We start from the raw sequence: 21642 nt of genomic DNA, 5'->3' as shown, positions 1-21642 counted from the left end.
CTCCTACCTGTGCCTGAACTCCGGCTCCCGTTTTCCGCTGAACGCGGCCATGCCTTCCTTCTGGTCTTCGGTGGCGAAGAGCGAGTGGAAGATCCTGCGCTCGAAAAGTACCCCTTGGGCCAGCCCGGTTTCGAAGGCCGCGTTGACGGCTTCCTTTGCCATCATCGCCACGGGCTTGGACTTGGATGCGATGACTTCGGCCGCTTTGACGGCTTCCTCAATGACCTCCGCAGCCGGCACCACCCGGGACACCAGCCCGGAACGCTCAGCCTCTTCAGCATCCATGTACCGTCCGGTCAGCACCATGTCCATCGCTTTGGCCTTGCCGACGGCGCGTGTCAGCCGCTGCGAACCGCCCATGCCCGGAATGACGCCCAGGTTGATTTCGGGCTGGCCGAACCGTGCGTTGTCACCGGCGATGATGAAGTCAGCCATCATGGCGAGCTCGCACCCTCCACCCAGGGCAAAACCGGAAACGGCCGCGATGACGGGGATCCTCAATCGGGTGAGGTCCTCCCAGTGCCGGAACCAGTCCGCCGCGTACATTTCCATATAGCTGTTGGAAGACATTTCCTTGATGTCGGCGCCGGCCGCGAAGGCCTTGGCGGATCCCGTGATCACTACCGCCCCAACATCGGGATCGGTGTCCATGGCGGACACGGCTTCCACGAGTTCGTTCATGAGAGCGGTGTTCAGCGCGTTCAGCGCCGACGGCCGGTCCAACGTCACCAAGCCAACCCTGCCCCGCCGTTCCACCACAATGTTCTGGTACTGCTCCGTCATACTCTCCCTCTCGTCAAAACCCTCATGGACACAGCTCAAACTCTCACACGGATTTGTCCCGGATCTCGGTGATGATTCCGGAGAAGTCCCTCCCCGCGCCCTCGCCTGCCGCGAAAGCGTCGTAGATCCGGGAGGCCAGCGGACCCATCTCGGCGGCAACGCCTGTGCTTTCCAAGGCGTTCACGGCCAGCCGCAGGTCCTTGGCCATCAAAGCGCCGGCGAACCCGGGCTGGTAGTCACGGTTGGCGGGGCTGGTGGGAACCGGCCCGGGGACCGGGCAGTTGGTGGTCAGTGCCCAGCACTGGCCGGAGGCATTGGAGGCGACGTCGAACAGCGCCTGGTGCGTGAGGCCCAGCTTCTCGCCGAGTACGAAGGCTTCCGCAACTGCGATCATGGACACCCCCAGGATCATGTTGTTGCACACCTTTGCGGCCTGCCCGGCACCGTGGTCACCGCAATGGACAATCCTCTTCCCCATCAGTTCAAGGATCGGTTTTACGGTTTCGAAGTCCTCCGGCAAAGCACCCACCATGAAGGTCAGCGTGCCTGCCTCGGCCCCCACCACACCACCGGAAACCGGCGCGTCCACGGACCGGTGGCCTGCCTCCAAGGCAATGACGGCGGCCTGCCGGGCCTCGTCAACGTTGATGGTGGAACAATCCAGGAACAAGGTGTCCGGCTTGGCGACGGAAAGCAGTCCCGGCCCGTCCACACCCCGGTACGCATCCAGCACATGCTTGCCGCTGGGCAGCATGGTCAACACCACCGCGGCTGCAGCTGCAGCCTCGTGTGCCGAGGCGGCCATGGGAATCCCGTGCGCTTCCGCAGCCTCAACGGCCGCGGGGACGGGGTCATAGCCAATCACCTGGTGGCCGGCCTTGATCAGGTTGGCGGCCATGGGTCCGCCCATATGACCCAGGCCGAGGAAAGCGATGAGTCCCGTTGCGGATGCTGCGTTCTCTGTCATGTCGTCTCCTTCGACTGGCTGCTGAATAGCTGCTGACTGCAGGTCATGTGGTTTTCGCGCCCAAAGCGGCGAGGCCCAACTCCCGTTCGCCGAGCGGCGCAAAGTAGCCCTCGACGTCGGATGCCTGGACGTCCGCGAGGTTTGCCGGCTTCCATTGCGGATTGCGGTCCTTGTCCACCACCTGGGCCCGGATGCCCTCCCGGAAATCGGGCCCGGCCAGGCAACGCAGCCCCACACGGTATTCCTGGTCCAGCGCTTCCTCCAGCGTCACTCCCCGGACGCGGCGCAAGGACTCCAAGGCCACCTTCACGGACGTGGGCGATTTTGCCTCGATCGTGTCCGCCGCGGACGCTGCCTCTCCCCCAGCTTCGCGCAGGCTCCGCACGATTTCCTCCGCGTCGTCATACGCGTAGGCGGGATCGATCCACCCCCGCTGTGCCGCAAGCGCCGAGTCCGGCGCGGCTTGCGCAAAGCGCTCGACGGCGGCCTCCGCCGTCGAGCTTTCCAGCGCTTCTGCCAGCGCGGGAAGGCTGTCGGACGGCACAAAGTGATCCGCGAGCCCAAGGAACAGAGCATCCCCACCGGACAGGTGGGCGCCGGTGAGTGCAGCGTGGGTGCCCGCTTCACCAGGTGCGCGGGACAGCAAGAGCGTGCCACCGACGTCGGGCACGAAACCGATGGTGGTTTCCGGCATCCCGGTGCGGGTCCGTTCGGTGACCACACGGACCGAGCCATGGGCCGAAACGCCAACGCCCCCGCCCAAAACCAGCCCATCCATGAAAGCCACATAGGGCTTGGGGTATTGCGAAATGAGCAGGTTCAGCCGGTACTCGTCAGCCCAGAACGCAGCCGTTTCCGTGCCGCCGTGCAGCATGTCCTTGTAGATGGCCACGATGTCGCCGCCGGCGCACAGCCCACGGTCTCCGGCACCGCGCACCAAGACAGTTTGCACCGAATCGTCATCAGCCCAGGCAACCAGTTGTCGAAGCATGGCTTTGACCATGCCGTGATTCAGGGCGTTGACCGCTTTGGGACGGTTGAGCGTGACAACCCCCAAGTGCCCGCGACGCTCAAACAGGACTTCGTCTTCCTCCTGCAGATCTCCCATCAGCTGCCTGCCGGCATCACGAAGCTGGCGCCCTGGCGGATGCCGGAGGGCCACCGCGAGGTGACGGTCTTGGTCTTGGTGTAGAAGCGGAAAGCGTCGGCGCCGTGCTGGTTCAGGTCGCCGAACCCGGAGGCCTTCCAGCCACCGAAGGTGTAGTAGGCAATCGGGACGGGAATCGGCACATTGATCCCCACCATGCCCGCCTCGACGCGGCTGGCGAAGTCGCGTGCGGAGTCGCCGTCGCGGGTGAAGATTGCGACGCCGTTGCCAAACTCGTGCTCGCTGCAGAGCCTCAGCGCTTCGTCGTAGTCAGCTGCCCGCAGCACGCTGAGGACGGGGCCGAAGATCTCTTCCTTGTAGATCTTCATGTCCTTGGTGACGTTGTCGAAGAGTGTGGGGCCAACCCAGAACCCGCCGTCGTAGCCTTCCACGGTGAGGCCGCGACCATCAGTGACCAACGTTGCGCCTTCATCCACGCCGGACTGGATGTAGCCCTCGATCCGTTCCTTCGCGGTGGCTGCCACCACGGGCCCGAAGTCGGAGTCCTTGTCCAGGCTGTGGCCCACCTTCAGGTCCTTCACGCGCTCGGTCAGCTTGGCCACCAACGCGTCGGCGGTTTCCTGGCCAACGGGCACCGCCACGGAGATGGCCATGCAGCGTTCGCCCGCGGAACCGTACCCGGCACCAATCAGGGCGTCGGCAGCCATGTCGAGGTCGGCGTCGGGCATGATCACCATGTGGTTCTTCGCCCCGCCGAAGCACTGCGCACGCTTGCCGTGGGCGGCGGCCGTGGCATAGATGTACTGGGCAATCGGCGTGGAGCCAACAAAGCCGATCGCCTTCACCCGAGGGTCCTCCAGCAGTGCGTCCACGGCTTCCTTGTCACCGTTGATGACGTTGAAGACGCCGTTCGGCACGCCGGCTTCGCTGTACAGCTCGGCGAGGCGCAGCGGAACCGAGGGGTCCCGCTCCGAAGGCTTCAGGATGAAGGCGTTGCCTGCTGCGAGCGCCGGGCCGGACTTCCACAACGGGATCATGGCCGGGAAGTTGAACGGCGTGATCCCTGCAACGACGCCCAGCGGCTGGCGCAGCGAATGGACGTCGATGCCCTGTCCGGCGTTGTCCGAGAACTCGCCCTTGAGCAGATGCGGGGCACCCGCGGAGAATTCAACGACTTCGATGCCGCGCTGGATGTCTCCTTTGGCATCGGCAAAGGTTTTGCCGTGTTCGGAGGACAGGAGCCTGGCGAGCTCGTCCATGTTCTCGTTGACGAGGTCCACGAACTTGAGCAGGATGCGTCCCCGGCGCTGCGGGTTCATGGCTGCCCATTCGAGCTGGCCCTTTTCGGCATTTGCGACGGCGTTGCGAACCTCGTCGGCGCTGGCCAGCGGCAGCCTGGCCTGGACTTCGCCCGTGCAGGGATCGTAGACGTCGCTGAACCGGCCCGATGTGCCGTCAACCCTCTGGCCGTCTACGTAGTGTGAAAGCTCGCGCACCATAGTGGAATGCTCCTTTGCATCGTGAATGACTACCGTGCCGCTCAGTGCTGGGAACACGGCGGGAACACGTGACCAACTGTGATCCAGGTCATCTCTGAATCCGAATATACTCGGACTTCCTACTAATTTCCAGAGGGCTGTTTTTCGGATCCGGCAGCGCCGCCCACCGCCTCCGTCCGGGCGGGCCAGTGCCCGGTGACCTGATGAAAGTCGATGGCGCGCAAGAGCGGTGTCATGTCGTAGGCCCTGATATTCAGGCTGAGCTTGACGCCGTTTACCGACTTGACCGTCAGGTACGGCTGCCCCTTCAAGGTCTGGAAGCTGTAGTGCGCAATGTCGCTGTAGTGAAGAATGTGCTCTTTGCCGAGAACACTGCGGAAAGCCACCTCAAACTCGCGGGGTGCCACATAGAAGTTGCGGTACATGAGTACGAATACCACTCCACCCACCACGATCGCCACCGAAGCGATACGGAAGGCCAGAGGGTCCCGTGCATGGTCGGAAGTGAAGGCGACGAGTCCCATCAGGAGGCCCACAACAAGGAAAAGCCAACCAACTCCCGGCACAACCTTTGGCATGCGAACCCGCTCCGGGTACTCCTTGGACCGGTTGGGATGCTTACGGGCCCACCAGGCAACCGCAGCGATGAACATGGCCGCGAACGCCATGATGAGGACCTTCAGGATGGACTCCGTCGACATGGACCCAGCCTATCGCCGGGCCTGCGGGACCTGCGGGACCCCCTTAGTGGACTTCCCTCATCTCCTTGTAAGCCTCCAGCGCTTCGGCGCGGGTGGTCTTCAGATCAACGATCTCCTCCGGATATTCGGGAGTGCCGAACTCGGGAATCCAATGGGCAATGTACTTCCCCTGGGGATCGAACTTCACGCGTTGGGCCTCCGGGTTGAAAATCCTGAAGAACGGCGAGGCGTCAGCCCCGGACCCTGCCACCCACTGCCAGTTGGCGGGGTTCGACGCCGGATCGGCGTCCACCAGGGTGTCCCAGAACCACTGCTCACCGAGCTGCCAATGGATGCCAAGGTTCTTCACCAGGAAGCTGGCAGCGACCATGCGGACACGGTTGTGCATCCAGCCTGAGTGCCACAGCTGGCGCTGGCCCGCGTCCACCATGGGGAAGCCGGTGCGGCCCTGCTGCCAGGCGCGGAACTCCTCGGGTGCCGACTCATGGCCGGGATGTTTGCCATTGCCGTTATTGCTGCCCGGCCACGCCCAGGGGAAACGGTCAAACTCGGGACGAAGGTTGACTGTGGCCAAGTTCGGATTGTGAAAGTACTGGTGCCAGCAAAACTCCCGCCACCCCAGCTCCGAGGCGAAAATCCCCGCACTTTCGGAGCGCTTGGACCCCAGCGCGTGCCACACCTCGAACGGGCTGAGCTCACCCCAGCGCAGGTAGGGCGAGAGGCAGCTGCTGCCATCGGTGTCCGGACGGTTTCGGCCCTCGCTGTAGTTGGAGAGACCGTCAGCCACGAAAGCGGCCAACCGCTTGTGCCCTGCGGCAGCACCAGGAGTCCACATCTCCGCCAGCCCGCCCGACCAGTCAGGCTTGCCGGGCAGGAGGTTCCAGGAATCCAGCTCGTCATAAGCCGGAAGCTTGCCGGTGAATCCGTGGCCTTTTTCCGGTACGGCCAACGGCTCCCGGAAGTCCTGCGCGGACACCGTCCGCCAGAAAGGCGTGAAGACCTTGTACTGGCCACCGGACTTGGTGGTGACCTCCCAGGGTTCATGAAGGAGGGAGGCCTGGAAGCTGGCAACATGCAGGCCGGCCTCACCCGCCCAGGCCTTGATCCCGGCGTCGACGGTGCGCTCGGCCGCACCATAGCGCCGGTTCCAGTACAAACCGCCGGCACCGAGCGCCGTCGTGGTTTTTTGGACAACGGAGGCAGCGTCGCCGCGCCGCAGAAGCAGGGGGATGCCAAGGGCCGCGAGGTCGTCGCGAAGGGACACCAGCGAATGATGCAGCCACCAGCGGGAAGCGCCACCGTGAGGTCTGAGGCCTTCCGATTCCTCGTCAAGGACGTACAGGGCCACCGCAGCACCGTCGTCGACGGCGGCCCGCAAGGCCGGGTTGTCGGCAACCCTGAGGTCATCCCGGAACCACACGATGGAAGGCTTCACGTATTTCCCTTCAGAAGACAGCCCGGACATGGAAACAGCCCATGCCCCTATCAAATCCTAGGTGCATGGGCTGTAGAAGCGACGTGATATCAGGCGATGGACGGAACCGCATCCTCCACAGCCTCGGAAAGTGCATAGGCGCTGGCTGCGGAGTCGTTCCACATGGGAACGCTGTTGACTACGTAGTCCCTTGCGGCCGGGCCGACCATGCTCATGCCAGGGTAGATCCGCTGGCCATTCAGCTTGATGGTTTTGAGGCCCTCCCGCTCAAGGGCGGTCTTGAAGGCGGAGTCGGGGATGGGGATTTTTCGTCCGAGAACGCACCAGCTGATGTACAGGCCGTAGAAAGTGTCAAATTCCAAGCCGTTCTCAGTGTCGTCCTCAAACACCACACAGTCGCGGATAAAGCTACTAATTTGGGTGTCGGTCATTACGGGGCCTCCGGCGTCGGAAGAAAAAGCGGGCCGCCGGGCTGCATCAGCGAATGTCCTGTTCTCTCACTATAGACCCCTTCTGGTTTCCCGGACGATGAAATGAGATTAACTCTGGATGACGGGCCGGCACTTCCTTGCGCCGGGAAGTCATATGGAGGGTGTGGAGAGCGGCCGGGATCTGGCGCCGATCCTTCCGTCGGCGTAGCGTCGACTTCATCTCCACAAGCGGCCGGACAGGCGGCATCGGCTGCAGCTCAAGCGGATCGATAAGGAGCGTCTCGTGGCTGGATGGAACGCTGATACAGCAGCCGGACCCCTTGGTGCCGGGACAGTGACCCTGGTGGAAGGCTCATCCTTCTGCATCTCCTCCGCCAACGGAGACATCCACCCCGAATTGCCCCAGGGCGTCTTCCATCTGGACACCCGGATCCTCTCCAAATGGGAGCTCACTGTCAACGGACAAGTCATCGAACCCTTGGCAGCAGAAACCAGGGAACCGTACCGGGCGTCATTCGTCGGCAGGGTTCCCCGCCCGGATGGGTACGCCGACAGCCCCTTGTTGGTGGAGCGGCTTCGGGAGGTAGGAAACGGAATCCGCGAAGAAATCACCGTTCGGAATTATTCAAACCAGGCAACACAATGCCGCATCCTGCTTTCTGCCGAATCGGATTTCGCTGATCTTTTCGAAGTCAAGGAAGCACGGATCACGCGGCAATGGACCGAAACCCACCTGCCGGATGGTGATTCCCTGGAAATCCGCGGAAAATGGGAGGACATTCGGAAAAGCGTCCTGATACGGGCCGACGGCGCCGGTGCAGGTGCCAGGGCATTGGGTTTCACGGCCAAAATTCCCGCGTTCGGGAGCTGGAGTACGCGGGCCAGCGTGGTGCCAAAGCAACCAAGTGCCGGGGCCGCTTTCACCCACCAAGATCCGGTCGGGCTCTCACCCAGCGATCAGCGCAGGCAGGATTGGGTAGCCCGGATCCCCGTTGTGCAGCTCAGCAACCGGTCAATCGAAGACACCCTCCGCCGCAGCTACGAGGACCTTGGCGCGCTCCGCATCCAGGATCCGGACCACCCCGAAAGGGTGGTGGTGGCCGCCGGCGCCCCGTGGTTCATGACGCTGTTCGGCCGGGATTCCCTGTGGGCGTCCGAAATGGCCCTTCCCGTGGACCCCTCCCTGGCCCTGGGCACCCTGCGAACGCTGGCCGACCGCCAGGGCACGGTGGTGGATCCCGCCACCGAAGAAGAACCCGGGAAGATCCTGCATGAGGTCCGGCTGGGCGTCTCCGGCGGCCTGGCGTTGGGCGGAAAGTCCGCTTATTACGGAAGCGTGGACGCCACCCCGCTGTTTGTGGTGGTCCTTGGCTCGGTGAGCCGCTGGGGTTTCGGCAAAGACGCGATCTCGGGCCTGCTCCCCCACGCGGACCGCGCCTTGGAATGGATCCGGACCTACGGCGACCGTGACGGCGACGGTTTCGTGGAGTACGGGCGGCCCAACGAGCACGGACTCATCAACCAGGGCTGGAAAGACTCCTGGGACGGCATCAATTTTGCGGACGGCACCCTCGCTGAACCGCCCCTGGCGCTGTGCGAGGTCCAGGCGTACGTGCACGGCGCCTATGTGGCGCGCGCCTGGATGGCGTACGACGACGGCGACCTCACCTTGGCGGAAAGCCTGCGGGAACGTGCCGAGGACCTGAAGAAGCGGTTCAACGAACAGTTCTGGATGCCGGACAAGGGCTACTACGCTGTGGCGCTGGACCGCAACAAGCGGCCCGTGGACGCTTGTGCTTCCAACATGGGCCATTGCCTGTGGTTTGGTCTGATTGACGAAGACAAGGCCCCTGCGGTGGTGGAGCGGCTGATGTCCCCCGAAATGTTCAGTGGATGGGGTGTCCGGACGCTGGCCAGGAACATGGGCGCCTACAACCCGGCCAGCTATCACAACGGCTCCGTGTGGCCCCATGACAATGCGCTGATCGTGTCCGGACTCCTCCGCTATGGCTTCGTGGAGGAAGCCCAACGGATAGCAACCGCAATGCTTGAAGCCGCCGAGATCTCTGGCGACCGTTTGCCCGAACTCTTCTGCGGGTTCGACCGCACGCAATTCCGGGAACCCGTCCCTTATCCCACGGCTTGCTCACCCCAGGCGTGGGCCGCCACGACGCCCATCCACCTGGTCATGAGCCTGTTGCGCTACGACACGCACATCTCCTTGGGCGGCATCTGGCTGGATCCGGTGCTGCCGCCGTCGTTCGGGGACCTGCACATCCGCAATGCGCCCATGGGCGGCGGGCGGATCACCATTGACGCTTCCGGCACGGAAGCGACGGTTCAGGGCATCCCCGACGGCCTCACGGTCCATCACGGGCAACGGCCGTGGATGTCCGAACTTGTTGAGCGGGCGCACCACCGGACTCCCGACAAAACCTAGGCACGGAGCCTGTTACTGGATGGCTGCTTTGAGTTCCTTCGCAGCCAGTTCAGGATCAGCGGCACTGTAGATGGCACTTCCGGCCACTGCTACGTCGGCACCTGCCAACTGCACGGCCGCAATGGTGGATGCGTTGACGCCGCCGGCCACGGAGAACGGCACACGGGCTTCTTCTCCGGCATTGAGGAGTCCGCGCAGGTCATAGCCCGGCTGTGCCTGCTCGTCGAGGCCCGCGTGGAATTCGATGAACCTGGCTCCGAGGGAGCGGGCTTGCTTGGCGCGGGAGACCTTGTCGGCCACGCCAATGAGATCCACCACGATGCCCTTGTTGTGGGACTGAGCGGCCTTGACGGCACCGGCGATGGTGGAGTCATCCGCAGTTCCCAGGACGGACACGAGATCGGCACCCGCCTTGAAAGCGATGTGCGCTTCGAGTTCACCGGCGTCCATGGTCTTCATGTCGGCAAACACGATCTTGTTGGGGTGGGCTTCCTTGATGGCCGTCACGGCGGCGAGACCCTCAGCCTTGATCAGCGGAGTACCGAGCTCGATGATGTCCACGTGCTCGGCAACTTTGCCGGCGAGTTCCAGGGCATCTTCGATGGTGAGGAGGTCAAGGGCGACTTGCAGTTTCATGGTGTATCGCTTTCTTTTGTTTGGGGTGGCTTTGGAGGACGGGTTTGCGGTCTATTCGAGGTTTGCGTGACGCAGCCAGAGCTTCTCGGCGGGCTCTGCAGTGGCTTCCCACAGAGTTTGGAAAACCGACTCCGTCACCAGGAAAAGGGATTGTTCAAAGAGGCTGCCCGAGTATTGCCGGGACAGGTCGGAGCCGTGGTCAGTCTTCCGCGCGGCGGGAATGACCACCAGCGCGTCGGCGAAGCCCGCAACAGCGGACGAGGGGTTGGTGGTTACTGCTGCCACCCGCGCCCCCGCGGCCAGTGCTGTCTGGGCTGCTTTGACCACGCCGGAGGTGGTCCCGGAACCGGATGCCACCAGCAACAAATCGCCGGCAGTGATGGCCGGTGTTGTGGTGTCGCCGGCTACGTGGACCGTCAGGCCCAGATGCATCAAGCGCATCGCGGCCATGCGGAGCACCAGCCCGCTCCGGCCGGCTCCGCCCAGGAAGACGCGCTCCGCTGCGCCAACTTCCTCTGCAAGGCGGGCAACCTGGCCGTAGTCCAGTTCGGAAGCAATGCCCCCAAGCTCTGCGAGGATCAGGGAGGCGTTGCCGGCTACGTCTTCAGCTGTGGCTGTCGCGGTGTCTGCAAAGACGTTCACGGTTCACTCCGTTCGTGGGTGGTTGATAGCGGTTTCCGACCTTGTAACTATTCTTCCGGCTGGTAGAGGTGGCTGAAACGCCGAAAAAGGACAGTCCTGGCCACCCGTTCGGGTAGGCAAGAACGTAGCTGCTCGTCTACGCTGGGGATATGCCCCAGCAACCGTCCGTGCCCTGGCAGCTCCTCAAAGCCATTGAAGACATCGCCCAAGCGCCCCTCGCGCGTATCGCGGAGAGCCTGCGGACGGCCCTCTCGCCGTTGGTCCCCTCCAGCGCCTTGGTGATTTTCACGGAAGACTGCACGGGCCGGCCCCAGAAAAAGGCTGGTGCCGAGGGCATTGTCAGCCGCGTTTCCATCCCCGAGCTTGATGGGATCCGGGCATCCATGGAGGCGAAAGGGCCGTGGCGGACGCGAGCGTGGATTGCGGGGCAGGAGCGCGACATTCTGGCCTTCACCTACCCGCCCAGCAACGCCCTCCTGGTCCTCACCGACCCGGAGTTGCCGGAAGACGATGAACCACTGCGCCTCGCCTCCTACCTTTGGGGACTCACAGCGGCCCGTATCCAGGAGAAGGTCAGTGACGCGCCGCCGTCGTATCTTTTGGAGTCCCGGGCAGCATCAGCTGAACGGATCCGCGTAACCGCGGAGCTGGTGGACCAGCACTCCACTACCCTCGAAACCCTGCTGGCCGCACTGCGGTCCAACTCCTTGGACGATCGCGCGGCCCGGATCTCCGTGACCGACCTCGCCGTCAAGGCACTGATCGGCCTCAGGACCCTGAACGACCGCACCAGCGATCTCGTGGAAGAACCTGTGAGCACCGCCTTCCAAAGGCTCCGGGAGGACCTCCGTCCATTGATGCACTTCAGCAACATCGACATCCAGTTCATCGAGCCACCCGCCAACGGACGTGCCCTGCCCGGAGAGGTAGCCCACGCTGCCAGGGCCGTCGTCCGGGGCCTGGTCCTGGCGATCGCCGAGCAACCCGATGTGCACCGCGTACGCGCCCAATGGGACTGCGACGGGGAAAACCTGCTGATCAATGTCAGGGATGACGGACGCGGGGAACTGTCCCCGGATGCCCCGAACATGGAACGGCTTCGCCAGAAGGTGCAGGCCCTTGACGGCAAAATGAGCGTCGACGTCATGCACGGGTGGGGAGCAGACATCTCAGTGGCGCTTCCCTTGGACCCGCCGGTAGCGCCCGTGGGGGATGTCGCGGCGTGGGGCCTGGCCACCAGGGAATTGGAAGTTCTTCAGGCATTGGCCGCCGGGCAACGCAACCGGGCAATCGCCGCAGAGCTGAACATCAGTGAAAACACGGTCAAATTCCATCTGCGGAACCTGTTCCGGAAGCTGGACGTCCGGTCCCGCACTGAGGCCATTGCGCTGGCCCACAGTGCGGGACTCCGGTAACAGCTAGGCGTCGATCACCATATCGGTGCGCGCCGTGGAGCAGCAGGGCAGGAACTTGCCGGCGTCGATTTCCCGCGAGCGGATTCCGCCCTGGTGGTTCATTTCCACCTCGCCGGAAAGCTTGACCACCTTGCAGGAACCGCACATACCCTCTTTGCAGTTGGCACCGATCCTGACACCGGCCCGCTGGGCCACGCCCAGGATGTGCTCATCGGGGTCAATGCGGACATTGACGCCGGTGCGCAGGAAGGACAGGGTGAGGCTTCCCGTTCCGACGGTCTCGAAGCTCGAGGCATCAGGCGTTGCAGCCTCGGGCGCCTGGCTTGGACCGCCGTCGGAAGCTTGCTGACCTGAGGCGTCCGGGTCGGAGGTTTCCAGCGGGAGTCCCGTGGCTTCCAAAGTCCCGTCGGCGTCGTAACCCGGCTCGTAGAGCCCGAACGCTGCCGGTTGGCTTTCGTAGTAGTCCTCGGCGGAATCGGCGATTTCCTCGGCGATTTCCTCCGCAATATCTGCCGCGAGCGCGAGCTCTGCCTGGTATTCGAGGAGGGTCTGGCGGTCACCGGTGAAGAACTCCATGTAGATGGAGGTGTCGTCAACGCCTACCTTTTTCAGCAGCTCAGTGGCCGTGTTCAGGTAGCCTTCCGGGCCGCAGGCATAGACCTGCCTGCCGTTGGCGTCAGGGGCCACCTCTTCGAGCATGGCCGCTGTGAGCCGTCCGCTGAACCCTTCCCATCCTTCCGGTTTGCTGCGGTCGCCCAGGGAGTAGAAGACCTTCACGCGTGAGTCCACGGAGGCGATGTATGCCAGCTCCCGGTGGAACGCGAAGCCGCCGGCCTCCGCTCCGTGGTACAGCACCACGACGTCGGCATGGCCGGGCAGGGAGTGGATGGTCCGCACCATCGACATGATGGGGGTGATGCCGGCACCGGCGGCCAACAGGAGGTACCTGGCGCGCCGGTCGGCGTCGGGCAGGTGGAAAGCCCCCACCGGTCCGAGCATGTCCAGCACAGTGCCGGGCTTGACGTTCTCATGAACCCATGGCGACACAAGGCCAGTGGGATCGCTCTTGACAGTGATGTTGAAGGTCCAGGGCTCCGTGGGCGAACTGGACAGCGAGTAGCTGCGGTCCACCGGGTCCTGGTCCTCGCCGTTTACCGGAAATGCGATGTTGACATACTGGCCGGCACGGAACGCCAGGGGCGCCCCGTCGCAACGACGGAAGACGAAGGTCATCATTCCGCCGGCCTCGGGAACAGTCTCGACACATTCGGCCATGAACTCCTGCGGATGCCAGGGACCCAGGGCACGTGCGGCACGCGCGGGTGCCTCGCTGCTGCCCATCACCCGGTTCCACGGCATCTCAAGACCCCGGATGCGCTGCGGCTCCCGGATTGCCGTTTCAGTGAGGAGTTCGATCATGCCAAGTGCTCCTGCACGCGCTGGACGTACCAGTTGATGAATGCCTCCACCTGGTATTCGCTCTTCATGTAGGGGCCGGGCTCGTAGGCGGGGCTGCCGGCACCCGTCTGGCACAGCTCGACGAACGCCTTGTCCTGCAGGTTCGTCTGCTTCCAGGTGTAGGTGAGTTTTTCCAGGTCGTAGTCGACGCCTTCCACGGCGTCGTCAGCCACCAGCCAGGTGGTGCGGACCAGCGACTGGTGTTCGTTGATGGGGAAGACGCCGAACGTGATGACGTGGTCGCTCTGGAAGTGGAACCAGCTGTTGGGCTGCAGGTGCATGGAGCAGCGGCCGAGGCGGAAGTCGCGCAGATCGCCCAGGAGCTTCTTGGAAAGCCTGCGCCCGTCGGGCGAGAACGATTCGCCTTCACCGTCCAGGGATTCGCGGGAGATGCGGATGCCGGCGATGCGCGTGTCGAGTTCCTCCACTACCTCGTAGGGGAGGCCATAGCGGCGGCAGCGCTCCTCGAGGGAGGACTGGGCTTCCTTGTTGCGGTCCCAGACTTCCTCAAGGTGGGCCGGAATCAGGCCCTCGGTGAGTCCCCACGTGGGGAAGAGGGAGCAGGCGAGTTCCGGGTGCCCATCGCAGTGGTAGCACTCACGGTTGTTCTCCATGACGAGCTTCCAGTTGCCCTCTTCGATGATGTTCTGCTGGTAGGCGATTTTTGTCTTCGCCAGATCGTGGGGCGCGAGGTAGGGCTCGAAGATCTTTGAGGTTTCATCGAAATCGGCCGGCGGCTCGCTCGCGATGCAGACGAAAATGAGCCCTGCCACCACACGGCTGTGGGCGCGCTTGAGGGCGAAGCAGTTCTTGTCGAACTTCGTCTCCCCCGGGGCCGAGGCGTGGATCAGGTTGCCCTCGGGCGAGTAGGTCCAGGAGTGGTAGCCGCACACCAGGTTTCCGGTGGAGCCTGCGGCTTCGGTCAGCACCCGGGCACCGCGGTGGCGGCAGACGTTGTGCAGGACGTTGACGTCGCCGTCGTCGTTGCGCAGGACGATCAGGGAGTACGGGCCGTAGTCCACCGTGATGTAGTCACCCGGTTCCGGCAGTTCGGCGACGCTTCCGGCAAAGATCCAGTGCGCACCGAAGATGGCTTCCATGTCGATCTTGAAGATCGTGGGATCGGTGTAGAAGGGGGCGTCCAAGGAGTAGCCGGTGCGCCGGAACTCGAACAGGGCACTGATCTCGGCCAGCTGCTCGGCAGGCAATGTTGAGGCGAGTTTTCCGCGTGAATTCAGGGGCACGTTCACTTGAGCAGTCATGGGTTTCCTCCCGGGAGGCTGGGTAAGTTGGGGGATCTTGGGGGCCGCGGGTGCATCGTCGCAAGCGGCGTTATCGAAGTCTTCGTAGTACGAGATTAGGGACGAATGCACTGCAACAAAAGCGCAATATTTAGGAGATAACCATGCGCAATGGGTGCATGATTGGTCCATGATCGATCAGAGGCTGATAACACTTCGGGTGTTTGCCCGATGTGGCACCGTGGGGGCGACGGCCGAGCTCACGGGATATTCCCCTTCCGCCGTCTCGGCGCAGCTGCGCGAGCTCCAGCGCGTCCTCGGCATGCAACTGCTGACCAAGGACGGCCGGGGCGTGCGGCTGACCGCCACAGGACGCTTCCTCGTGGCGGGTTCGGACAGCCTTATCGCCGAATGGGAGAGCCTGAGAGCCGCGGCAATGGAGGCCGGCGACCAGGTGCAGTCACATTTCGGCCTGGGCGGATTCTCGACGGCGGCCGCGCAGCTTCTCGCGCCACTGGCCGCAACGCTGCGCTCCACGCGGCCCCTGCTGGAGGTGCAGGTGCTGGAGGCAAATCCATCACGTTGCTTCGACCTGCTTGTGGCTGAACGCATCGACCTCGCCGTCATTGTGGCGATGCAGTCCGACACCTACGGCGAGGACGATCCCCGCTTCGAGCAGACGGTCCTGCTGGACGATCCACTGGACGTCATCATTCCCGCGGACCATCCCCTGGCTTCACGGCAGACGGTGACGCTCGAGGAACTGGCGTCGGAGCCGTGGATCACGGAGGCAGCGGGGTCCACCTACCATTCCTTGTTCACCGCAGCATTTACGGCAGTGGGAGTGACGCCGCGGATCGCGCATGAGGCAGTTGAATGGGAGACCCAGATCGCATTCGTAGGGGCCGGGCTTGGCGTAGGCCTGCTGCCCCGGCTGGCGCCACTGCACAGCGCGGAGAACGTAGTGCGGCTGCGCATTACGGGCAAGGGGAGACCTGCGCGCCGCATTGTCGCAGCGGTCCGCAGGGGCAGCATCGCCTCGCCCCTGATCCAGGAGTCACTGGGCATCCTGCAGGCCAGCGCCAAACGGATTCTGGCGGCGCGGCCCGAAGACGATCTCTGAGCCCCACGGCAACAAAACCGGCCCGGCCGGCAACAGCGCTCCGACTAAGCCCAGACCTGGTAGCCGGTGGACTTGTCAAAGAGCCGCCGGGTGTCGGCTCCCGCGGCGGCGATCCACAAGACGGAGTCGTCATCCGCCGCCTGCTCCACCACGCCCGTCATGACGTGGTCGTCGAAAAGCCACACCTCCACGGTGTGGCCGGTCAGCTTGGCCCAATCCATCCGCAGTCCCCGGCCGTCCGCCGTCCTCACCGGCCTCACGTCCAGCACCCCGGCCTACCAGCCGCGTTCTGCGAGGCGGTGGGGCTGCGGGATGTCGTCGACGTTGATGCCGACCATCGCTTCGCCCAGGCCGCGGGAGACCTTGGCAATAACGTCAGGATCGTCGTAGTAGGCAGTAGCGTTCACGACGGCGGCGGCACGCTCTGCCGGGTTGCCGGACTTGAAGATACCGGAACCGACGAACACGCCATCGGCGCCGAGCTGCATCATCATCGCAGCATCAGCCGGGGTCGCGATGCCACCGGCAGTGAACAACACCACCGGAAGCTTGCCCGTAGCGGCAATTTCCTTGACCAGTTCGTACGGGGCCTGCAGCTCCTTGGCCGCAACATACAGCTCATCCTCGGGCAGGGCAGCGAGCTTGGCGATCTCGGCACGGATCTTGCGCATGTGACCGGTGGCGTTGGAAACATCGCCGGTACCGGCTTCACCCTTGGAACGGATCATCGCCGCGCCCTCGTTGATGCGGCGCAACGCCTCGCCGAGGTTGGTGGCACCACAGACGAATGGGACGGTGAAGTTCCACTTGTCGATGTGGTTGATGTAGTCCGCCGGGGTCAGGACCTCGGACTCATCGATGTAGTCAACACCGAGGGACTGCAGGACCTGGGCTTCGACGAAGTGGCCGATGCGGGCCTTGGCCATCACCGGGATGGACACGGCAGCGATGATCGCATCGATCATGTCCGGATCCGACATGCGGGACACGCCACCCTGGGCGCGGATGTCAGCCGGGACACGCTCAAGCGCCATGACAGCCACGGCACCGGCATCCTCGGCGATGCGGGCCTGCTCGACGTTAACGACGTCCATGATGACGCCGCCCTTGAGCATCTCAGCCATGCCCCGCTTAACGCGGCTGCTGCCCGTGAGCGGAATGTGTTCGAAAAGAGGGTGTCGTGTAGTCACGTGGTACTCCAGGGACGTGGGGGCCGTGATTGCATCACGAGCACAGGACCAGGATGGGCCAGGTGTAGGCCGCGCCTAATATCCGTGTGATATATTAGTAAGAAGTCCAGTATGCAAGTGACCCGTCGCCGAGTCAACCACTTTGGCGGCGGACGCCCTTAGGCGGCGAACAGCGCCTGACGAACAGCTTGCTCAAATCCGCTGACATGGACGCGGGCGAGTTCGGCGGCCTCTTCTTCGTTGCCGTCAATTACAGCCCGCAGAAGATCCAGGTGCTCGCGCACGTGGTGCTCGAGGTCCGGAAGCCTGTCAAGTACCATGCACCAGATCCGCGTGGCCAGATTGTCATAGCGGATCAGCACGTCCTCCAGGTGCGGATTCGCTGCAGCCGAATAGATGCCCTGATGCACGCTCGCGTCAAGACGCAGGGTTTCCACCACGGACGCCGCGCTGACATCGAAGTCCTCCACGGCCCGCATCACGTTCCGCAGATGTTCCCTGGTGGCAGCTGAAGCCACCCGCGCTGCGCGGGCCGCGGCAAGCGGTTCAAGCTGGGCGCGGATTTCGGAGATGAAGGCGAGGTCGGTTACCTCCACACGGGTGGCGAACGTTCCGCGCCGGGGGTAGGTAATCACCAGCCGATCCAGCTCCAGCCGTTTCAAAGCTTCACGGACGGGAGTCCGCCCCACTTCCAGCTCCTTGGCGAGCTGTTCGTCATTAAGGATGTCCCCTGGCTTGATTTCAAGCATCAACAAGCGGTCGCGCAGCCGTTCGTAGGCCACGTCGGCCAGTGATTTCCTGGTGGCGTCGCCAATGCTTGCGAGAGTTCCAGTAGCCACAGCGTGAGCTCCTTCTTCAAAACCGGGAAATCTATTGACCTGCCCCGGACACCAGTATACGCTGATTTCCAATCCTAATATATCAGTTCGTATTTCAGGAATATATCTAGGCAAACACCTAAGGAGGACACATGACCCTCGTGGCTTCAGACTCACACCTCAGCACCCTTCCGGCAGAACGCGGCCAGCTCAAGGACGAGCAGGCGCAGAAGTTCGTACTCACACTGTCGTGCGTCGAACAGCCGGGCATCGTGCAGGCAGTCACCACTTTCCTCTTCGAGCGCGGCTTCAACATCGAAGAGCACCAGCAGTTCGATGACAGCCTGCGCCAGACATTGCACCTGCGCACTGCCTTCTCCGGCGGCCAGACTTACTCACCGGATCAGCTGGAGGATGAGTTCCGTTCCATCGCTGACCGCTTCGATATGAAATTCAGCTTCCACGACCAGACCAAGCAACGCGTCCTGGTGATGGTCTCCAAGTTTGGCCACTGCCTCAACGACCTCATCTTCCGCTGGCGCGGAGGCAGCCTCGGCGGCGAGCTCGTCGCCGTCGTCTCCAACCATGAGACCCACCGCGCCATGGCCGAGGCAGCCGGGCTGCCCTTCATCCACATCCCCGTAACCCCGGACACCAAGGCCGAGGCGGAGCAAAAGCTCCTGGAACTTGTGGACGAATACAAGGCCGACCTCGTGGTCCTGGCCCGCTACATGCAGGTCCTTTCGAACGACCTGTGCCGCAAGCTGGAAGGACGCGCGATCAACATCCACCATTCCTTCCTCCCCGGCTTCAAGGGTGCCCGCCCCTACCACCAGGCCTACGACCGCGGCGTGAAGCAGGTGGGTGCTACCGCCCACTACGTCACCGCCGACCTGGACGAGGGCCCGATCATCGAGCAGGAAGTCATCCGCGTGGACCACAGCTACGGCCCCAACGCACTTTCCACTGTGGGCCAGGACGCTGAAGCACTGGCACTTTCCCGTGCCGTCCGCTGGCACTGCGAACACCGCGTCCTCCTGGACCGGACCAGCACGGTCGTCTTCCGCTAACCAGCCCGTCCAAGCCCGCCCCACACGAACTTCCGCAGGAGAATTTTCATGGCATCCACGCCTCGCATTGTCATCATCGGAGCCGGGATCGTCGGCACCAATCTCGCCGACGAACTGGTCACCCGTGGCTGGAACAACATCACCGTCCTGGACCAGGGCCCCCTGAACATGCCCGGCGGTTCCACCTCGCATGCACCGGGACTGGTGTTCCAGACCAACCCTTCAAAGTCCATGGCGTTGTTCGCCAAGTACACGGTGGAAAAGCTCCTCTCGCTGACCGAGGACGGCCAAAGCTGCTTCAACCAGGTGGGCGGCCTTGAAGTAGCCACCACGGAAACCCGCTTGGCGGACCTCAAGCGCAAGCTGGGTTACGCGCAGTCGTGGGGCATCGACGGCAAGATCCTCTCCCGCGAAGAGTGCAAGGCGCTGTACCCCCTCATCAACGAGGAAGACATCCTCGGAGGCCTGCATGTTCCCACGGATGGTCTGGCCCTGGCCGCCCGCGCGGTCCAGCTGCTCATCAAGCGCACCGAGGCCGCCGGCGTCAAGTACATCGGCAACACCGAGGTGACCGGGATCGAGCAGTCCAACCGCCGCGTCACCGGCGTCGAGACCGCCGACGGCGTGATCCCCGCGGACATCGTGGTTTCCTGCGCCGGCTTCTGGGGCGCCAAGGTAGGCGAGCTGATCGGGATGTCCGTCCCGCTCCTGCCCCTGGCCCACCAGTACGTCAAGACCACACCGGTCCCTGCACAGAAGGGCAAGAACGAACTGCCCAACGGCGCACAGCTGCCCATCCTGCGCCACCAGGACCAGGACCTTTACTACCGCGAGCACGGCGAACGCTACGGCATCGGCTCCTACGCGCACCGCCCCATGCCCGTGGACCTGGACGAACTGGGCAGCTACGAGCCCAGCAGCATCAGCGAACACAACATGCCTTCCCGCCTGGACTTCACCCTGGAAGACTTCCTTCCCGCGTGGGAAGCTACCAAGCAGATCCTCCCGGCACTGCGTGAAAGCGAGATCGAGGACGGCTTCAACGGCATCTTCTCCTTCACCCCGGACGGCGGCTCCCTGGTGGGCGAGTCCAAGGAAGTGGATGGCTTCTTCGTAGCCGAGGCCGTGTGGGTTACCCACTCCGCCGGCATCGCCCGCGCCGTGGCAGAGCTGCTGGTGGACGGAAAGTCGAAGATCGACCTTGGCGACTGCGACATCCACCGCTTCGAAGAGGTCCAGCTGACCCCGGAATACGTCAGCGAAACGTCCCAGCAGAACTTCGTGGAGATCTACGACGTCCTGCACCCGCTCCAGCCCAAGCTGTCCCCGCGCAACCTTCGCGTCAGCCCCTTCCACGCCCGCCACAAGCAGCTGGGCGGCTACTTCCTGGAAGGTGCCGGTTGGGAACGCCCCTACTGGTTCGAAGCGAACGCCGAGTTGCTCAAGGAAATGCCGGACGAATGGCAGCCGCCGGCCCGCGACGCCTGGTCCGGGATGTTCAGCTCCCCCATCGCTGCGGCGGAGGCGTGGAAGACCCGCACGGCAGTTGCCATGTACGACATGACGCCGCTGAAGCGCCTGGAAGTTTCCGGCCCCGGCGCCTTGAAGCTCCTGCAGGAACTGACCACCGGCGATCTCGCCAAGAAGCCCGGCGCCGTTACCTACACCCTGCTCCTGGACGAAGCCGGCGGAATCCGAAGCGACATCACGGTGGCACGCCTGAGCGAAGACACCTTCCAGCTGGGCGCCAACGGCAACATCGACACCGCCTACTTTGAGCGCGCGGCCCGCCACCAGACCGAAAACGGCAGCGCAGGCGACTGGGTCCAAGTCCGCGACACCACCGGCGGCACCTGCTGCATCGGCTTGTGGGGCCCTCTTGCCCGCGACCTCATCAGCACCGTCAGCAACGACGACTTCAGCAACGATGGCCTGAAGTACTTCCGCGCCAAGAAGGTCACCATCGGCGGGGTCACGGTGACCGCGATGCGCTTGTCCTACGTCGGCGAACTCGGTTGGGAGCTCTACACCAGCGCAGACAACGGCCAGCGCCTTTGGGATGCCCTGTGGAAGGCCGGCCAGCCGTTCGGCGTCATCGCAGCCGGTCGCGCTGCCTTCAGCTCGCTGCGCCTCGAAAAGGGCTACCGCTCCTGGGGCACGGACATGACCACCGAACACGACCCCTACGAAGCCGGCCTCGGTTTCGCCGTGAAGATGGCCAAGGAGAACTTCATTGGCAAGGCCGCCCTGGAAGGACGCACCGAGGAAGGTTCCGCCCGCCGCCTGCGCTGCTTGACCGTCGACGACGGCAGGAGCCTCGTGCTGGGCAAGGAACCGGTGTTCTACAAGGACCAGGCGGTGGGTTACGTCACCAGCGCAGCCTACGGCTACACCGTCCGCAAGCCGATCGCTTACGCCTACCTGCCGGCAGCCGTCTCGCTGGGAGACTCCGTAGAGATCGAGTACTTCGGCCGCCGCATCCAGGCAACGGTCACCGAGGATCCGCTGTACGACCCCACCATGAGCCGGCTACGCGGCTGACCCCGCGCACTGCGGGTCCGTCAACGACCCGCAGCCAGGACATGCGGCCCGGGCCCTTCCCCTCTCCCGACAGACCAGGGTCCGGGCCGCTGTTTCCGGCCTTCACATCCAGTTCAGCCTTTCTTACCCAGTTCAGCCAGGACG

19 protein-coding genes are annotated in these 21642 nt (G+C 63.7%); 5 read left to right on the top strand and 14 right to left on the bottom strand.

Features of this window, described 5'->3' with window-relative positions; genetic code table 11:
* Nucleotides 1-3 precede the first annotated feature (3 nt).
* From PYR64_RS00355 to PYR64_RS00325, 7 genes are all read right to left on the bottom strand, one after another.
* Nucleotides 4-783: an enoyl-CoA hydratase gene (locus tag PYR64_RS00355; protein WP_275777657.1), complete on the bottom strand. Its 780-nt coding sequence runs from the start codon at nucleotides 781-783 to the stop codon at nucleotides 4-6.
* 43 nt (nucleotides 784-826) lie between these two features.
* Nucleotides 827-1750, bottom strand: coding sequence for a 3-hydroxyisobutyrate dehydrogenase (mmsB, locus tag PYR64_RS00350; RefSeq protein ID WP_275777655.1), 924 nt, complete (start codon nucleotides 1748-1750; stop codon nucleotides 827-829).
* Between the two features lie 43 nt (nucleotides 1751-1793).
* On the bottom strand, nucleotides 1794-2858 hold the full coding sequence (locus tag PYR64_RS00345; protein ID WP_275777653.1) for an enoyl-CoA hydratase/isomerase family protein: 1065 nt from the start codon (nucleotides 2856-2858) through the stop codon (nucleotides 1794-1796).
* Entirely contained in the window at nucleotides 2858-4357 is a 1500-nt protein-coding gene (locus tag PYR64_RS00340; protein WP_275777651.1) for a CoA-acylating methylmalonate-semialdehyde dehydrogenase, read from the bottom strand. The genes PYR64_RS00345 and PYR64_RS00340 overlap by 1 nt, the downstream gene beginning before the upstream one ends.
* 122 nt (nucleotides 4358-4479) lie before the next feature.
* Complete coding sequence (locus tag PYR64_RS00335) at nucleotides 4480-5058, bottom strand: hypothetical protein (RefSeq protein ID WP_229778698.1); 579 nt, start codon at nucleotides 5056-5058, stop codon at nucleotides 4480-4482.
* A gap of 43 nt (nucleotides 5059-5101) precedes the next feature.
* Nucleotides 5102-6493 (bottom strand): deoxyribodipyrimidine photo-lyase, encoded by a 1392-nt coding sequence (locus PYR64_RS00330; protein ID WP_275777649.1) that lies wholly within the window; start codon nucleotides 6491-6493, stop codon nucleotides 5102-5104.
* A gap of 89 nt (nucleotides 6494-6582) precedes the next feature.
* Nucleotides 6583-6924: a hypothetical protein gene (locus tag PYR64_RS00325; protein ID WP_026267411.1), complete on the bottom strand. Its 342-nt coding sequence runs from the start codon at nucleotides 6922-6924 to the stop codon at nucleotides 6583-6585.
* 283 nt (nucleotides 6925-7207) lie between these two features.
* Here PYR64_RS00325 and PYR64_RS00320 point away from each other — a divergent pair, with 283 nt between their 5' ends.
* Nucleotides 7208-9364: a glycogen debranching N-terminal domain-containing protein gene (locus tag PYR64_RS00320; protein ID WP_018779488.1), complete on the top strand. Its 2157-nt coding sequence runs from the start codon at nucleotides 7208-7210 to the stop codon at nucleotides 9362-9364.
* 12 nt (nucleotides 9365-9376) lie between these two features.
* Here the strand turns inward: PYR64_RS00320 and hxlA are convergent, their stop codons facing one another.
* Together hxlA and hxlB are read right to left on the bottom strand one after the other, a co-directional pair.
* Entirely contained in the window at nucleotides 9377-10000 is a 624-nt protein-coding gene (hxlA, locus tag PYR64_RS00315; protein ID WP_275777646.1) for a 3-hexulose-6-phosphate synthase, read from the bottom strand.
* Nucleotides 10001-10051: 51 nt separating this feature from the next.
* The gene (hxlB, locus tag PYR64_RS00310; RefSeq protein ID WP_275777644.1) at nucleotides 10052-10642 is read right to left on the bottom strand and encodes a 6-phospho-3-hexuloisomerase; all 591 of its coding nucleotides are present in this window, start codon (nucleotides 10640-10642) and stop codon (nucleotides 10052-10054) included.
* A 149-nt stretch (nucleotides 10643-10791) separates the two neighbouring features.
* Here hxlB and PYR64_RS00305 point away from each other — a divergent pair, with 149 nt between their 5' ends.
* Nucleotides 10792-12057 carry a helix-turn-helix transcriptional regulator gene (locus PYR64_RS00305; protein ID WP_275777642.1) on the top strand — a complete coding sequence of 422 codons (1266 nt, stop codon included), beginning with the start codon at nucleotides 10792-10794 and terminating at the stop codon, nucleotides 12055-12057.
* A gap of 3 nt (nucleotides 12058-12060) precedes the next feature.
* Here PYR64_RS00305 and PYR64_RS00300 read toward each other — a convergent pair whose 3' ends face one another.
* Nucleotides 12061-13476 carry a ferredoxin reductase gene (locus PYR64_RS00300; protein WP_055973828.1) on the bottom strand — a complete coding sequence of 472 codons (1416 nt, stop codon included), beginning with the start codon at nucleotides 13474-13476 and terminating at the stop codon, nucleotides 12061-12063.
* Nucleotides 13473-14777: an aromatic ring-hydroxylating dioxygenase subunit alpha gene (locus PYR64_RS00295; protein ID WP_018779493.1), complete on the bottom strand. Its 1305-nt coding sequence runs from the start codon at nucleotides 14775-14777 to the stop codon at nucleotides 13473-13475. The genes PYR64_RS00300 and PYR64_RS00295 overlap by 4 nt, the downstream gene beginning before the upstream one ends.
* A 169-nt stretch (nucleotides 14778-14946) precedes the next feature.
* Between PYR64_RS00295 and PYR64_RS00290 the strand changes: the two genes are divergently transcribed.
* Nucleotides 14947-15879: a LysR family transcriptional regulator gene (locus PYR64_RS00290; protein WP_064723497.1), complete on the top strand. Its 933-nt coding sequence runs from the start codon at nucleotides 14947-14949 to the stop codon at nucleotides 15877-15879.
* A gap of 44 nt (nucleotides 15880-15923) precedes the next feature.
* Here the strand turns inward: PYR64_RS00290 and PYR64_RS00285 are convergent, their stop codons facing one another.
* The 3 genes from PYR64_RS00285 to PYR64_RS00275 form a co-directional block, all read right to left on the bottom strand.
* Nucleotides 15924-16139: a hypothetical protein gene (locus PYR64_RS00285; protein ID WP_229778699.1), complete on the bottom strand. Its 216-nt coding sequence runs from the start codon at nucleotides 16137-16139 to the stop codon at nucleotides 15924-15926.
* A gap of 15 nt (nucleotides 16140-16154) precedes the next feature.
* Nucleotides 16155-17069 (bottom strand): pyridoxal 5'-phosphate synthase lyase subunit PdxS, encoded by a 915-nt coding sequence (gene pdxS, locus PYR64_RS00280; RefSeq protein ID WP_275777638.1) that lies wholly within the window; start codon nucleotides 17067-17069, stop codon nucleotides 16155-16157.
* A 158-nt stretch (nucleotides 17070-17227) separates the two neighbouring features.
* On the bottom strand, nucleotides 17228-17908 hold the full coding sequence (locus PYR64_RS00275) for a GntR family transcriptional regulator (RefSeq protein ID WP_055973833.1): 681 nt from the start codon (nucleotides 17906-17908) through the stop codon (nucleotides 17228-17230).
* Between the two features lie 131 nt (nucleotides 17909-18039).
* On the opposite strand from PYR64_RS00275, the gene purU reads away from it, so the two are divergent.
* Nucleotides 18040-18957, top strand: coding sequence for a formyltetrahydrofolate deformylase (purU, locus tag PYR64_RS00270; RefSeq protein ID WP_039239422.1), 918 nt, complete (start codon nucleotides 18040-18042; stop codon nucleotides 18955-18957).
* A 48-nt stretch (nucleotides 18958-19005) separates the two neighbouring features.
* Nucleotides 19006-21498, top strand: a complete 2493-nt coding sequence (locus PYR64_RS00265; protein ID WP_055973836.1) for an FAD-dependent oxidoreductase — start codon at nucleotides 19006-19008, stop codon at nucleotides 21496-21498.
* Nucleotides 21499-21642: the final 144 nt, after the last annotated feature.

Origin of the sequence: Paenarthrobacter sp. Y-19, from assembly GCF_029223985.1 — a bacterium.
Classification (GTDB): Bacteria; Actinomycetota; Actinomycetes; order Actinomycetales; family Micrococcaceae; genus Arthrobacter; species Arthrobacter nicotinovorans.
This window is presented reverse-complemented; position numbering and strand designations above follow the sequence as displayed.

What these genes read in the sequence shown, in the direction of transcription:
- PYR64_RS00355 (WP_275777657.1), bottom strand. Translation starts at nt 783, where the DNA reads ATGACGGAGCAGTACCAGAACATTGTGGTGGAACGGCGGGGCAGGGTT.
- mmsB (WP_275777655.1), bottom strand. Translation starts at nt 1,750, where the DNA reads ATGACAGAGAACGCAGCATCCGCAACGGGACTCATCGCTTTCCTCGGC.
- PYR64_RS00345 (WP_275777653.1), bottom strand. Translation starts at nt 2,858, where the DNA reads ATGGGAGATCTGCAGGAGGAAGACGAAGTCCTGTTTGAGCGTCGCGGG.
- PYR64_RS00340 (WP_275777651.1), bottom strand. Translation starts at nt 4,357, where the DNA reads ATGGTGCGCGAGCTTTCACACTACGTAGACGGCCAGAGGGTTGACGGC.
- PYR64_RS00335 (WP_229778698.1), bottom strand. Translation starts at nt 5,058, where the DNA reads ATGTCGACGGAGTCCATCCTGAAGGTCCTCATCATGGCGTTCGCGGCC.
- PYR64_RS00325 (WP_026267411.1), bottom strand. Translation starts at nt 6,924, where the DNA reads ATGACCGACACCCAAATTAGTAGCTTTATCCGCGACTGTGTGGTGTTT.
- hxlA (WP_275777646.1), bottom strand. Translation starts at nt 10,000, where the DNA reads ATGAAACTGCAAGTCGCCCTTGACCTCCTCACCATCGAAGATGCCCTG.
- PYR64_RS00305 (WP_275777642.1), top strand. Translation starts at nt 10,792, where the DNA reads ATGCCCCAGCAACCGTCCGTGCCCTGGCAGCTCCTCAAAGCCATTGAA.
- PYR64_RS00300 (WP_055973828.1), bottom strand. Translation starts at nt 13,476, where the DNA reads ATGATCGAACTCCTCACTGAAACGGCAATCCGGGAGCCGCAGCGCATC.
- PYR64_RS00295 (WP_018779493.1), bottom strand. Translation starts at nt 14,777, where the DNA reads ATGACTGCTCAAGTGAACGTGCCCCTGAATTCACGCGGAAAACTCGCC.
- PYR64_RS00290 (WP_064723497.1), top strand. Translation starts at nt 14,947, where the DNA reads ATGATCGATCAGAGGCTGATAACACTTCGGGTGTTTGCCCGATGTGGC.
- purU (WP_039239422.1), top strand. Translation starts at nt 18,040, where the DNA reads ATGACCCTCGTGGCTTCAGACTCACACCTCAGCACCCTTCCGGCAGAA.
- PYR64_RS00265 (WP_055973836.1), top strand. Translation starts at nt 19,006, where the DNA reads ATGGCATCCACGCCTCGCATTGTCATCATCGGAGCCGGGATCGTCGGC.